This is a genomic window from Candidatus Villigracilis vicinus (genome assembly GCF_016702885.1).
Taxonomy (GTDB): domain Bacteria; phylum Chloroflexota; class Anaerolineae; order Anaerolineales; family Villigracilaceae; genus Villigracilis; species Villigracilis vicinus.
In genome coordinates this window covers 36,031-49,428 of record NZ_JADJDD010000016.1, presented here as the reverse complement: position 1 = coordinate 49,428, position 13,398 = coordinate 36,031, and the positions used below count along the sequence as shown (strand labels likewise).

Here is a 13,398-nt window from a genome sequence, read left to right as displayed (position 1 = left end):
ACACCTACTGCCAATGCCACGCTCGAAAGCGCAGCCGCAAACCCAACTCTATAATTATCATCATCAGTTCGCTGTGTACCATTCGCTGCAGACGCAAAATATATACTCATTAATGTTCTGGCTATATCGTCGCGAAACCAGGGTTTAATATCGTTAGATGACATGTTTTTATCTTTCTCCTTGGCGTTACATAATGCAGTTTGAAATAATATGTGGGTATAAAGATATTTAGTGAAATAACAAAGCGGTGCGTATTTTACTCCACAGATGTCAAAGTGGAGCGTTTACAATCAATTTACAACAGTCAGGTGAGAATATTCACATTTATTGACGTGAGTGCCAAAGATGCGGACGAAAACAGGCTTTTGACAGGGGTCTTTTGGGGGATGGAATTCAAACCATATTGAAACAATTCCGACTGCCACATTCTCCAATTTTGATTTAGAATCGCCCGACAATGAAACGCGCCTTTAGCGGAATCGGTTCTTTTTTGCAGACGCCTTTTGGCGTGTTATTCATGATCACGGTCGTTTTCCACGGCTTGTTATGGGCACTCGGGCTTGAGTATTCCGTTATCACGCTTGCCCTAGCCGGGTTCATCCTGATCGTGGATATTTTCGCCACATTCTATCTGATCGACAAGCTCATCTACTTCTTTTCACAATTTATCCTGCCTGTGCAGACCCCGAAAGACCGACAGGAGATCTACTCACGTGTCAGCGGATTTGACGGCAGCCGTGGTCCGATCCTGTTCGTCAAGAATGGACGGGTGATCAAGCATGAAGGTGAGACCGATAAAAAAGGTCCGGGAGTGATCGTGCTGGATAGTGCCAGCGCCATCGTCATGCAGACCGAAACAGAAATCACTGGCGCATCGGGTCCGGGCATCCGTTTTACAAAGGGGCGGGAAAAGATCGCCCGCAACGAAGGTGTGGATCTGCGCGCGCAATGGCAGTTCATCGGTCCGTTGACAAGCGACCAACCCTTCCTGAATCCGGTTCCGATCTCCGACCCGAAAAAATATAATGAAACACAAGGTCGCCGCCAGCAGACTGCGGGGCTTACCCGTGACGGGTTCGAAATATCCCCCACCATTAGTATTAAATTCCGCATTAAACAACCAGAAACGAAGGGACCCTCCGAAAGCGGCGTGGTCTCGCAATATGGCTATAATGCCGCCGCCGTACTCAGCGCCGTAACACGCGAAGTGATCGAGCTGGGCACGGCAGAGAACAAACGCACCCGCATGGATTGGCACCGCCTGCCTGCGCATCTGGTCGTGAATCTGTGGCGCGAATATGTGCGCAAGTTCAAACTGGAAGACCTTTTCAAAGCAGAAGGCGTCAGCGGCTTGCAAACCATTGAAGAGATGATCAACCGTCGGGTAAAACGACCCGAAGTCGTCGCCATGGACGATACCGGTTTGCCCACGGGTGAAGCGCTCGTCAGTCTTGAATACCATCAACTCCTTGACCGCGGGCTGGAGATCATGGATGTTCGTATCCATAACGTCTTGTTCGATCCCGCCATTGAAGAACAAACCATCAAGAACTGGAGTGCCGAGTGGACCAAGATCGCCAAGCGCGAAGAAGACTTGTTGAATGAGCGCGAAAAATTGATCGAGACTGCCGCACGTAATGAAGCCATCAAACGTTTCGCGAAGATCGCTTCGCAAAAATTCGAGAACCCGATCTCCACCCCAGAAGATATTTTTACCACTCTGCAAAACCTGATGGAGCCAGTAAAAGAAACCATCCTGATCGAAAGCCGCGCCAACAGCCAAATGGAAGCAGAGATCAAAAAGCTTGAAGATGTCTGGAAATGGCTGCTGGTCAGCAAACTGGATACAACGTTGAGCCGCGAAGAGGATGAGTCATGAAGCAACTCCGCGCCCAACGTGACCAATTCATTCCGCGCCTCTTCGGGCTGACAGAAGAAAGTGTGGAATACCGCAATACGATGCGCACCTATGTGCGCCTGGCGGCATGGGTTGTGCTTAGCGGTCTGACCCTCGTGCTTTTCATCTTTCTTGCAACAGATAATATCCAGCGCGTTGCAGTGATCGGTTTAAGCATCTTTAAATACCTGCCGTTATTTGCAGTGGCATACGCACTTGCCCGCAAAAAAGCCGCCAACTATCTGGCAGATATTTTTGAGCTTGAAGATGAAGCCATTGCCGATAATTTCATTGAAGAAGTGACCTTTGGGGATGGGTCAGAGCAGATCACCATCAACGAAGGAAAAATCTCCGAAAAAGATGAACGCTCCCCCATCATCCTCATCGGCGGACCCGGTTATGTTCAAGTCAATCTGGATAGCGTTGCCCTGCTCGAACGTGTGGATGGAACACCAGAGATCATTCATCCGCGCGGCAAACCATGGAAGCTGGGCAGGTTCGAACGTATTCGAGAGATCGGCAAATATGATGAAGTGGGTAAACGCGAATACGCCATCATTAACCTGCGCGATCAATTCGTACGCGGACTTTCCGTCCGGTCGCGCACCAAAGACGGCATCCCGCTTGAAGCGCAAGATATCAAGGTGCTGTTCAGCATTCTGCGCAAACCCAAGAACGAAGCGCCGGAAAATGACCCCTATCACTTCCAGGAAAAGGCAGTCTATTCACTGGTATACGACCAGATCATCATGTCGCCTCCGCCTGCCAAGACCTCGGGTGTTTCCTTTCCATGGGACACAACCGTCATCCCACTGATCACCAGTGAGCTGGAAAAACTGATCACCTCGCGTAACCTAAGCGAGATCCTTGCCAGCATCAGCACCAAGGAGATCGATAACCTGAACGCGAACGAAGTCACCAACAAACAAATGCGGCTTGAAATGACCGGCGAACAGACCGTCGCCAGCAGCAGCGGCTCGTACCGCACTCCTAATTTTGAATCACGTTCCAAGATCACAGCCCAATTCTTCAGCAATGAGTTCGTAGAAAAAGCCGGAAAACTTGGGGTTGCCATTCACTGGATCGACATCGGCACCTGGCAGCTGCCCTCAGAAATGATCCAGGAAGAATTAAAAGCCGCTTCACAAATGCTCCGCGAGAACGCCCGCAAACGCGGCGACATCGAACGTTCGGGCAAGCGCCATGAAATGAAGGAACTCATGGAGCTGGTTAACAACGTCATCGTCGGCAATTTCAACAAAGGAAGCAGCGCCAGTTCCAGCCGAAAACTGTCTGAAAAAGAATATCTCGAACTTGCCAAGATCCTCGAAGACAACCCGGATATCGCCCACAGCCCCATGCTCCAGCAGCGCTTCTCGTTTAATGCCGCTGCAAACGTTGCGTTAAAAAGAGATGCGCACGTCCTGGCACTCGAAATCCTGAAAGCCTTCCGACGCGAGTTTATTGTCGCACGCGAACTCATTGAAAAAGAAACCCGCTCCTCGGTCGAAAAACAAGCCGAGATCGCCCGTATTGATAAAGCCCTGCGCGATATCGATTTCCATGTCTATCATTATGTAAAAGGATCTTAATGAAACACCCTCATTTCCAACTCTCTACGAAAATCACACGCGCACTCACCGTAGGCGTGCCTATTGTTGCCCTCGAATCCACTGTCATCACTCATGGTCTGCCCCAACCACAAAATTTGGAACTGGCACGCAATATGGAAAAACAAGTGAGTGACGCCGGAGCGATTCCCGCCACTGTGGCGCTGTTAGATGGAAAGATCCGCATCGGTCTCTCAGACGAGGAGCTGGTCCGGCTTTCTGAAAGTCAAGCCACATTGAAAGTGAGTCACCGCGATTTCGCCACCGCCATCGTAAAAAAAATGGATGGCGGTACAACGGTTGCAGGTACCATGCTTGCCGCGCACATGAGCGGCATAAAAGTCTTCGCCACCGGCGGCATTGGCGGCGTACATAAAGAATCATCCTTTGATATCTCCACCGACCTGAAAGCCCTGGCAGAAACCCCCATGATCGTGGTCTGTGCTGGAGCAAAAGCCATCCTTGATCTGCCAGCCACCATGGAATACCTTGAAACCATGGGAGTGCCCGTTGTCGGCTACCAGACTGACGAATTCCCCGCCTTCTACTCCCGCGAAAGCGGACTTAAAGTCAGTGCCCGGCTGGATTCTGCCAAAGAGATTGCCGAGTTCGCCAAAGCTCACTGGAGCCTTGGGTTGCGCAGCGCCATCCTCGTGACGAACCCGATCCCCGAAACAGATGCCATACCCGCATCCGAGATGGAGCCGATGATCGCAAAAGCCTCCGCGGAAGCAATGGAAAAAGGAATCCACGGACAGGCATTAACTCCCTTCCTCCTTGGGCGGATTAGCGAGCTGACCAAAGGGAAGTCACTTAAAAGCAATCTTGCCCTGCTGCTTAACAATGCCCGCCTTGCGGGTGAGATCGCCAATGAAATGTACACACGCAAAAAAGAGTGGGCGATCTAAGTGGTCGGTCGAAAATAATTAGAATCCCGTCATTGCGAGCCGCGCCTTTTGCGGCGAAGCAATTTAGTTTAACGGTTGGAGGCAGTATGTCAAACGAATTTACGGTTTCTGAAACGTTCAACGCCAGCGCAGAGACGATCTACACTGCCTGGATCTCCACGCAAGGTCACACCTTAATGACGGGCAGCCCTGCCAACGTGAATGGCAGCGCAGGCGGAAAATTTACCGCCTGGGATGGGTATATATGGGGCACATTCGCCGTCTTGGAAACGAACAAACGCATTTCGCAGGCTTGGCGGACCAGCGAGTTCCCCGAAGGCGCCGAAGACTCTCAAGTGGATATCTTGCTGGAAGAGAATGAAGGCAAAACGACACTGACCTTAAAACACACACGTATCCCTGAAGGGCAGGCAGACGGTTATAAAACCGGCTGGCAGGATTATTACTTCAAGCCAATGAAAGAATTCTTTGGTTAAAAACAAATCCCCCGAGTTTAACTTCGGGGGATTTGTTTAAGAATTTTGATTATTTATATCTAATCCAAGTTGCGACCTTGCAGAATCTGCAAAGTTTTGGCGCCAAGGCGCAGATTGAGATATCTAATTACCGTTTAATTTTGCATCGATCGCCTTCAGTGCTGAATTCAGTGCTTCGAAGGTCAAAGGTCCGCTGACACTGGCGCCTACAGCAGACACATAATTATCATGCTGTTGAAGAACAAGGCAGTTCTTCAATACCATATGATCCAGTTCCTGATCGGCACATTTGAATTCATAGAGATCTCCCGCAGTCACGGGGGCAAAGTTCGCCTCGACCGGCGTTGACCAGCCAGCCGTGTAAATGTAGCCCGTATATTCCCCAAAGCCTTTAACTGCTGCTGTCGCATCCGAATAAACGATCAATTGCTGCTCTATTGCGGCCGACGTGGATTCGTTTCCATACGCAAAGCCAATGTTATAAACCTCGCCGCCCCACTCCTCACCCGTCGACTCATTGAAGATGACCCATTCGGACGGGATATCTTCCTGATCCATCATCATCAACCGCATATCAGCGGGGACATTCGATGTACAGCCAGCCAGAACCAATCCGAACAAGATCACGAACGTTAACTTTTTGGTTTTCATCTTTTTTATCTTTTCCATATGGAGATCATTCAGTGCCATCACGAACCGGCGCCTTTTTCAAGCAGTTCTTTTACCAGGGAATCAGGCACCTGAACCGCGACCACTTCACCTTTTACTGTAATGACACCATCTGCCTGCAGCCATTCCTCGATCACTACTTTGCGCCCTTTCACTTCCTTTACCCGTGCACGGACTTCAAGGATCGGTCCCATCGGCGTAGGTTTAAGATAATCCACATGTAGAGAGGCGGTCAGGTAACGAAGTGCAGGCTCAGTATCCATTTCACGGTTTTCAGCACGATATCCTGCCGCCGCAGCCGTACCCGTACCATGACAGTCGATCAACGAAGCGAGCAGCCCGCCATAAACATAACCGGGAATGGCAGTATGATACGGCTTGGGCTGAAAGTGGCAGACGGATTCGTCACCATCCCAATAACTTTTGATCTGATGACCAAGATCGTTCAATTTACCACAGCCGTAACAATGGGCAAAATAGTCGGGGTAGAAATCTTGAAAAGCGGTCATACTATTCCTCTATGATGTTTTAGGATTTGCAACTTATGAGTTATGGTGTAGTGGTTGGCAATAAGGTCGTGGTCAGGTCTGGTGTCCCCGTCGGTGTGACAACCGGCGTAAGATTCTCCATCACCACAAAGCGCCCAACGACTTTCCATTCATAGCCCATGAAGATCTGCACTTCGTATTGTCCTGCCTGCCAGCCGCCTAAAGGCGAGGTGCAAGAGGTATATCCGCCAATGCCGCCCGTTCCCCACTCGTCGCGCCAGGGCTCGGTTTCATAACAGACCAATTCTCCATCGCGATACCAGAGTGCGGTCCATTGAACGCCAGGCAGGGTATTGTTGTAGTCGAAGCCGCCATAAAGCGTTTGGAGGGGCAGCTCAAAAACAGTTTTTGGGTCCACGGCATTGACGCCGTCAAACTCGGTTGAAAATTGAACCGCAGTGAAGATCGAGTCTGGGTTCGGAGTGACGGGTCCAGCAAAGAGCGCTTCGATGGCAACCGGCAGGAATGGGGTCGGCGTCAGGGTAGGTGTGTTGGAAACAAGCGGAGTCAAGGTTTGAGTAGGCGGCAACGTCAACGTTGGGGTAAGCGTGATCGTTGGGGTAAGCGTAATGGTCGGCGTCAGCGAAGGTGTGGCAGACGGGGGGAAAACTTGATACATCACTTCTGCTCCGCCGCCCGGGAACCAAAAAGCCGCCGCGATCAGTACCCACGCCAAAATGACCAGCCTCCAAGCATTGGCGTTGTATCGCTTGCGCAGACTGTAGAATGAGATCTTGCGTGCTGCCTGCATACTGCGGATCGCTCCGCGAAGAGAAAAGAATGCCCCCAAAACTGCGAACAAGGCAAGAACGATGACACCGGTGCGAATATCCATAATGAAATTATAGCATGTGGAGAGTCTGACCAATTTCAAGAATTGCCCAGAAAAACATGAAAACTTTTTGAACTCTTTTCTCGACACATTTTTAGGATTATGTGTTAAAACATGCACCATGACCAACGAACTTGTTCTCCTCAAACTGGGCGGATCGCTCATCACCGACAAAGACAAACCCTATACCCCAAGATTAGATAAATTAAAAGAACTCGCCAGCGAGGTCAAAACGGCTCTGGACTCGAACCCAGGGCTGAACCTGATCCTTGGGCATGGCTCCGGCTCCTTCGGACACGTCGCCGCGAAGAAACATGGCACACGTGACGGTGTGCAAACGAAAGAACAATGGCTGGGCTTCACCGAAGTCCGTTTGCAGGCAGCGGAGTTGAACCGCTATGTGGTGACTTCCCTCTTTGAAGCCGGAATTCCCGCCATGCCATTTCCGCCTTCTGCTTCGATCGTTTCAGATAAACGCAAAGTGACCCACCACAACGTGGAGACCATTCGCCGGGCATTGGAAGTTAACCTACTGCCGGTGGTGCAAGGTGATGTCGCTTTCGATGAAACGCTGGGCGGTACGATCCTCTCCACAGAAGATGTCTTCACGTTTCTCGTGGACCAATTCCCGACCACACGGATCCTGCTGGCTGGCATTGAAGCCGGGGTATGGGCAGATTTCCCAGCGAGAACCCAGCTTGTGAAGCAGATCCAACTTGCAGATTATGAAGCGATGCGCGCAGGCATCAAGGGTTCGGCGAGCACCGATGTTACAGGTGGGATGAAAGCCAAGGTGGAGGAAATGCTATCCCTCATCCAAAAGCAAAATAAGTTGACCGTACAAATTTTTTCTGCAGAAGAACATGGATTCCTTACACGCGCCCTACAGGGCGAAAATGTAGGGACTTTATTGACCGCCTAAATCCTCAAAACAATACCAAGATGAAGGGTGGCGAGGCGAGTTTTACCCCCACTCATCCTTTGCTTTTAAATCGGTTGGGCACTAGTTACAAAAAAATGACGGTTTGCTCTTGCGTTTTTTTAAATTTGTCTGATAATTGGGGAAGTAATAATTATATATAATTTTCCAAGGAGACTCTATGGCAACCAAAGGCAAGTCTGTCAAAAAGGGTGCGAAAGCTGCGCCCAAGAAAGTTGCAAAAAAAGTAGTCAAGAAAGCTGCACCAAAAGCCAGCAATGCTTTTCAGCCGACCAAATTGAAGCTGTTGCGCCCCGTCCCTTCAGATATTGATATCGCACAAGCGGGCAAGCTCAAACCGATCACACAGATCGCGGCGGAGCTCGGCGTGCGCGAGAATGAACTTGAGTTGTTCGGTCCGTACAAAGCCAAGATCAAACTTGAAATTTTGGAACGCCTTAAGAGTAAACCAAACGGCATTTATGTGGACGTGACCGCCATTACCCCCACCCCGCTTGGTGAAGGCAAGACCACAACTACTGTAGGTCTTTCGCAGGCGCTCGGCGCGCATCTCGGCAAGAAAGTCATCACTGCCATTCGCCAACCTTCGATGGGACCGACCTTCGGCATTAAGGGCGGCGCGGCTGGCGGCGGTTACTCGCAGATCATTCCGATGGAAGATTTCAATCTCCATCTCACCGGCGACATTCACGCCATCACCGCTTCTCATAACCTCGTGGCTGCTGCGCTCGATACGCGTGTCATGCATGAGAAAGAGCAGGACGATGAAAAACTCTTCAATGCGCTTTGCCCCGCCAATAAAAAAGGTGAACGCAAATTCTCACCCACCATGTTGCGCCGCTTGAAGAAACTCGGAATCAAAAAGACCAATCCCAACGATTTGACCCCTGAAGAGCGCACCCGCTTTGCGCGCCTTGATATCGACGAGAAGACCATCACCTGGCGCCGTGTGGTAGACATCAATGACCGCATGCTGCGTGAAGTGGAAGTGGGGCGCGGCAAGGATGAAGTCGGTCACGCTCACATGTCTGGCTACGACATTACCGTTGCTTCTGAGATCATGGCTGTTCTGGCACTGACCACTGGCATCGAAGATATGCGCGAACGCTTCGGCAAAATGGTGGTTGCCACCAACAAGCAGGGCGAAGCCGTAACCGTGGAAGACCTCGGTGTGGCAGGCGCGGTGACCGTCCTCATGAAGGATGCGATCAAACCCAACCTGATGCAAACCCTCGAAGGCACTCCCGCCACCGTTCATGCAGGTCCATTCGCCAACATTGCGCATGGACAGTCCTCCATCATCGCAGATAAGATCGCGCTCAAACTGGTCGGCAAAGATGGTTTCGTGGTCACCGAATCCGGCTTCGGCGCGGATATCGGCATGGAGAAGTTCTTCAACATCAAATGCCGCTACTCTGGCTTGATCCCTCAGGTGGTGGTGATGGTTGCCACTGTCCGCGCACTGAAGATGCATGGCGGCGGTCCAAAAGTAGTGGCTGGCAAACCCCTCGCCCCCGAATATGTGGAAGAGAATCTCGACCTGCTCAAGGCGGGTCTCGCCAACCTCGAACGCCATATTCAGAACGCTCTTAAATTCGGTGTGAACGTAGTGGTGGCGGTCAACTCCTTTGCCAACGATACTCCTGCCGAAGTTGAACTCATCCGCAAGGCTGCGCTTGAATTTGGTGCAATGGATGCAGTCGTCTCGACCCACTGGGCAGATGGCGGCAAAGGCGCCAAGGCGCTGGCAGAAGCAGTCGTGAAAGCAGCCAAAAAGCCCAGCAAGTTCCAGTTCCTGTACCCGCTGGAAAACTCGATCAAGAGCAAGATCGAAACCATCGCAAAAGAGGTTTATCGTGCTGATGGCGTGGATTACTCCCCTGAAGCCGAGGAACAGATCGAACGCTATACCCGCCTTGGTTTCGACAAACTGCCGATCTGCATGGCGAAGACCCATCTTTCCTTCACCACAGATGCGACCAAGAAGGGTGCCCCCACCGGATTCCGCATTAGTGTGCGCGAGATCCGCGCCAGCGTGGGTGCCGGTTTCCTGTACCCCATCCTTGGTGATATGCGCACCATGCCCGGTCTACCCACCCGCCCATCATTCTATGATATAGACCTTGACCTTGAAACCGGCAAGGTTCTCGGCTTGTTCTAACGTCTTTCGTAATACAAAAATCCCCCGCTTGTTCAGCGGGGGATTTTTTTGAATTAGTATCTAAGGCTTTGGGTTATAAACGCAGGAACAAACTCCGTCAAAGGTGTATGGATAATCACAAGAAATCGACTGGCAACTCGTGCCTCCACCATCATCAGAATCTCCCGGCACTTTGGTGGGAGGTAGTTCACAACTTATATAAGAGACCGTGATATCAACGCAAGAAGTGGTATTGATCACCAATGGCGTACAGAACCCTTGTTCATTCATAAACTCATTAGGACCGCACCCTGGGTAACTTCCTCCAGATGGAGCAACACAGCATTGTGCCTGCGGATCGTATGTAAACCCAGCCGCACAAGTTGGGGTTCCTGGAATCATCTCTCCAACACAGGCAGCAATAGACGGATCATAGTAAGTGCCAAGCGGGCAATGCTCACCATCCTTCGGTCCTTGATATGAACACACGGTACCGTCGCCGCCTTTATCACCGCCACCGCCTCCGCCATTGCTCCCGCCTGGCGTCCAACCTGGAGGACAACCACCGACTGAGTCCAAGCCCGCTACCCCCCAGCTGCACGAACCATCTGCATTTGCCGTATACCCGGCAGGGCAGTTGATCTCATTTACCGAAGGTGCGCTTGTGCATTCACCACAGATGTTCATAGTCTTTTCGGTTTTACCAGGTCCACAGGTAAAAAGCTCGGTTCCATCGGTAACACCGCCATAATTACAAAAAGAACTCTGATCGACAGATGTCAATACGCCCGATGTAACAAAAATATTTGAATACGAATTCCCATTTGCACAGAAGGCATTGCCTTGTTCAAATTCAGGCGGAGCGCAGCTACCCGAATTTGATGCCGAACCGTCTGCGCCGGATGGTTTGATTCCGACCGCGCTGACCTGACAATAAGGCGTCTGGATCGCTGGGTCTTGAACCACACAACGGAACCCCAGGTCTTCACGGAATTTCGCGGGCTCCATATACAAACGGCGGGCAAGCTTTACATCTGCGGCAAAAGAATAGTAACTGCTCGAACGGAAACTGCGGGTTGTTCCACTTGCGGCTCCAGCAGGATCTGAGGGCGGCGAAACCGGGTAATAGGCAGGGTCATACCAATCCAATACCCACTCGAAGACATTCCCTGCCATATCGAACATCTTGTAATAAGACTGCCCGTCGGCATATTGGCGAACCTCGATCGGATGCCCGACGCAGTTCTCAAAATTCAAAAGGTCACAAGAAGGATTGGTATCGCCCCATGGATATATCCGGCTTTCTGGTCCACGAGCAGCTTTTTCCCATTGGGCTTCAGTGGGCAATGTTCCTTGAATCCATGAACAATAAGTTGAAGCCTGGTCCCAGCTGACCCCTGTTACGGGTACATCCACCTGGGTAGCTTCGCTGATAGCAAGCGCCCGCCTGTCATCCATCGGCGGTGAACATTGCCCACTCGCAACACACAAAGCGTACTGGCGATTGGTGACTTCACTTTGCTGGATCCAATACGGGCTTAACTGAACCGTATGTAAGGGATTATCGGCCCCGCCTGTTTCTCCCATTCCAAATGACCCTTCGGGGATAAAAACCAGTGTGCTGCCATCCACCCAGGGCATGGTTGCCCCTTCAACTGGTCCATTAATAGAGACAGAAAGCACAGCAGGATCATCGGTCGACACGGGCACAGCACCGGATTCCACATTGGCGGAGTTGCCGCCTCCCAAACTGCAGGCTGAAACCAGGACTGCCAACAGCGCCAAACTAGCAACGACCTTTCCAATCAAACTTTTCATAAAGATACTTTCTCCTTTGGGTGAAATTGCAATTATGAAAACTGTAGCGAAGTATTGCGCATTTATATCACCCAATGGTATAAAAGCGTGCTTGCAACAAGATTAAAATTTGAATAATAACTCATCCATCAGTACCCATAGGCTATGGAGAAATAAATATCTTTGGCTATAATCGATGACTATGAACAGTGACTCCCTGACCTTATCTGAACAAAAAGAATTGATCAAAAGCAATGAGATCAGCGCTGCTGACCTTGCCGCTGCTTGTTACCGTCAGATCGAGCGCCTCAACCCGACGCTGAATGCCTTCATCACGGTCATTCCACAAGGAACAGAGGAAGCGGCAAACAATCACCATGCTCCTCTCCTTCAAGGGATCCCCGTTGCTGTCAAAGACCTGTATAACACCAAGGGCATCCGCACCACAGGAGGGACCAAGTTCTTTGCCGATTACGTCCCCAGCGAAGATGCTTTTGTAGTAGAAAAGATCAAGAATGCCGGCGCGAAAATCATTGGCAAGACCAATACACATGAGATCGCACTCGGCGTCACCAACAACAATCCACATTTTGGGGCTTGCCTTAATCCATGGGATACCACCCGCATCCCCGGCGGTTCCTCCGGTGGAAGTGCGGTAGCGGTCGCCACCGGAATGGCACTCGCCGCCATTGGCACGGACACTGGCGGCTCGATCCGCATTCCAGCTGCTTTATGTGGTGTGGTAGGACTTAAACCCACATACGGACGAATCAGTTTGAGGGGTGTCCTGCCGCTTTCGTGGAACCTCGACCATGCCGGACCGATCACAAAACGAGTCGAAGACGCCGCCTTGATGTTGCAAGTCATGGGCGGATATGACAGCGAAGACCCCGCTTCATTCAAGACATTGCCCGGCGATTTTTCCAGCCACATGCGCGACTCGATCCGTGATCGAAAGGTGGCGTTTGCAGTCGGTTCCTTTGTTGAAGAAGTCACCAGCCCAGACATTCTGCATGCCGTCCGCAAAGCAGCGGATGTACTGGCAGAACAAGGCGCGATCATCGAAGAAGTCAACATGGACTTCTTGCGCGAGGGTGCGCTTGCCAATTCTTTGATGACTCAAGCAGATGGCGCAGCCTTCCATCGTGAGCGGCTTCAGGAACATCCCGATTGGTTTGGTGCGGATGTTCGTCAGCGGCTGGAAACAGGAGCAGGATTCACTTCCAGCGAGTATGCGTTGGCGCGGCGCACCCAGGTCGAGGTCCGCAGACGATGCGATCTTCTTTTCGAAGAATATGATGTTCTCATCCTGCCATCCACCCCAATTGCCGCTCCTGTACTCAAAGGCGAAAATGCAGTGGAACGTGCTCGACTATTGACGCGCCTCACGGCACCATTCAACCTGACCGGACTGCCCGCGATTTCCATCCCCTGCGGCTTCACCTCCGAGGGTCTGCCGATCGGCTTGCAGATCGTCTCGCGCGCCTGGAATGAATCTGGTGTCCTGCGTATTGGCTACTCGTATCAAGAAGCGACCGACTGGCACAAAATGAAGCCTTCCATCCTCGCGACGCAGTGACC

11 protein-coding genes are annotated in these 13,398 nt (G+C 51.3%); 7 read left to right on the top strand and 4 right to left on the bottom strand.

Annotation, left to right across the window (positions count from 1 at the left end; all coding sequences use genetic code 11):
* The first annotated feature begins 457 nt into the window (after positions 1–457).
* From IPG80_RS13290 to IPG80_RS13275, 4 genes are all read left to right on the top strand, one after another.
* Positions 458–1,879: a hypothetical protein gene (locus IPG80_RS13290; RefSeq protein WP_345107620.1), complete on the top strand. Its 1,422-nt coding sequence runs from the start codon at positions 458–460 to the stop codon at positions 1,877–1,879.
* On the top strand, positions 1,876–3,489 hold the full coding sequence (locus IPG80_RS13285; protein WP_345107619.1) for a hypothetical protein: 1,614 nt from the start codon (positions 1,876–1,878) through the stop codon (positions 3,487–3,489). Before IPG80_RS13290 ends, IPG80_RS13285 begins: the two co-directional genes overlap by 4 nt.
* Positions 3,489–4,415 carry a pseudouridine-5'-phosphate glycosidase gene (locus tag IPG80_RS13280; protein WP_345107617.1) on the top strand — a complete coding sequence of 309 codons (927 nt, stop codon included), beginning with the start codon at positions 3,489–3,491 and terminating at the stop codon, positions 4,413–4,415. Before IPG80_RS13285 ends, IPG80_RS13280 begins: the two co-directional genes overlap by 1 nt.
* An 86-nt stretch (positions 4,416–4,501) precedes the next feature.
* Positions 4,502–4,891, top strand: coding sequence for an SRPBCC family protein (locus IPG80_RS13275; RefSeq protein ID WP_345107615.1), 390 nt, complete (start codon positions 4,502–4,504; stop codon positions 4,889–4,891).
* 123 nt (positions 4,892–5,014) lie between these two features.
* Here IPG80_RS13275 and IPG80_RS13270 read toward each other — a convergent pair whose 3' ends face one another.
* Genes IPG80_RS13270 through IPG80_RS13260 form a run of 3 tightly spaced genes read right to left on the bottom strand, consistent with a single transcriptional unit; the run spans position 5,015 to position 6,943 of the window.
* On the bottom strand, positions 5,015–5,542 hold the full coding sequence (locus IPG80_RS13270) for a hypothetical protein (RefSeq protein ID WP_345107613.1): 528 nt from the start codon (positions 5,540–5,542) through the stop codon (positions 5,015–5,017).
* A gap of 38 nt (positions 5,543–5,580) precedes the next feature.
* Positions 5,581–6,069, bottom strand: a complete 489-nt coding sequence (locus IPG80_RS13265; RefSeq protein ID WP_345107611.1) for a PaaI family thioesterase — start codon at positions 6,067–6,069, stop codon at positions 5,581–5,583.
* 40 nt (positions 6,070–6,109) lie between these two features.
* Positions 6,110–6,943 carry a hypothetical protein gene (locus IPG80_RS13260; RefSeq protein WP_345107609.1) on the bottom strand — a complete coding sequence of 278 codons (834 nt, stop codon included), beginning with the start codon at positions 6,941–6,943 and terminating at the stop codon, positions 6,110–6,112.
* Positions 6,944–7,061: 118 nt separating this feature from the next.
* On the opposite strand from IPG80_RS13260, the gene IPG80_RS13255 reads away from it, so the two are divergent.
* Both IPG80_RS13255 and IPG80_RS13250 read left to right on the top strand, forming a co-directional pair.
* Positions 7,062–7,862, top strand: coding sequence for an isopentenyl phosphate kinase (locus IPG80_RS13255; protein ID WP_345107607.1), 801 nt, complete (start codon positions 7,062–7,064; stop codon positions 7,860–7,862).
* Positions 7,863–8,040: 178 nt separating this feature from the next.
* The gene (locus IPG80_RS13250) at positions 8,041–10,041 is read left to right on the top strand and encodes a formate--tetrahydrofolate ligase (protein ID WP_345107605.1); all 2,001 of its coding nucleotides are present in this window, start codon (positions 8,041–8,043) and stop codon (positions 10,039–10,041) included.
* Between the two features lie 60 nt (positions 10,042–10,101).
* Here the strand turns inward: IPG80_RS13250 and IPG80_RS13245 are convergent, their stop codons facing one another.
* Positions 10,102–11,838: an SUMF1/EgtB/PvdO family nonheme iron enzyme gene (locus tag IPG80_RS13245; RefSeq protein ID WP_345107602.1), complete on the bottom strand. Its 1,737-nt coding sequence runs from the start codon at positions 11,836–11,838 to the stop codon at positions 10,102–10,104.
* A gap of 181 nt (positions 11,839–12,019) precedes the next feature.
* Between IPG80_RS13245 and IPG80_RS13240 the strand changes: the two genes are divergently transcribed.
* Positions 12,020–13,396: an amidase gene (locus tag IPG80_RS13240; protein ID WP_345107600.1), complete on the top strand. Its 1,377-nt coding sequence runs from the start codon at positions 12,020–12,022 to the stop codon at positions 13,394–13,396.
* The last annotated feature ends 2 nt before the right edge of the window (positions 13,397–13,398 follow it).

Excerpts from the sequence above, each read along its gene's own strand:
- IPG80_RS13290 (WP_345107620.1), top strand. The coding sequence starts at position 458 with ATGAAACGCGCCTTTAGCGGAATCGGTTCTTTTTTGCAGACGCCTTTT.
- IPG80_RS13285 (WP_345107619.1), top strand. The coding sequence starts at position 1,876 with ATGAAGCAACTCCGCGCCCAACGTGACCAATTCATTCCGCGCCTCTTC.
- IPG80_RS13280 (WP_345107617.1), top strand. The coding sequence starts at position 3,489 with ATGAAACACCCTCATTTCCAACTCTCTACGAAAATCACACGCGCACTC.
- IPG80_RS13275 (WP_345107615.1), top strand. The coding sequence starts at position 4,502 with ATGTCAAACGAATTTACGGTTTCTGAAACGTTCAACGCCAGCGCAGAG.
- IPG80_RS13270 (WP_345107613.1), bottom strand. The coding sequence starts at position 5,542 with ATGAAAACCAAAAAGTTAACGTTCGTGATCTTGTTCGGATTGGTTCTG.
- IPG80_RS13265 (WP_345107611.1), bottom strand. The coding sequence starts at position 6,069 with ATGACCGCTTTTCAAGATTTCTACCCCGACTATTTTGCCCATTGTTAC.
- IPG80_RS13260 (WP_345107609.1), bottom strand. The coding sequence starts at position 6,943 with ATGGATATTCGCACCGGTGTCATCGTTCTTGCCTTGTTCGCAGTTTTG.
- IPG80_RS13255 (WP_345107607.1), top strand. The coding sequence starts at position 7,062 with ATGACCAACGAACTTGTTCTCCTCAAACTGGGCGGATCGCTCATCACC.
- IPG80_RS13250 (WP_345107605.1), top strand. The coding sequence starts at position 8,041 with ATGGCAACCAAAGGCAAGTCTGTCAAAAAGGGTGCGAAAGCTGCGCCC.
- IPG80_RS13245 (WP_345107602.1), bottom strand. The coding sequence starts at position 11,838 with ATGAAAAGTTTGATTGGAAAGGTCGTTGCTAGTTTGGCGCTGTTGGCA.
- IPG80_RS13240 (WP_345107600.1), top strand. The coding sequence starts at position 12,020 with ATGAACAGTGACTCCCTGACCTTATCTGAACAAAAAGAATTGATCAAA.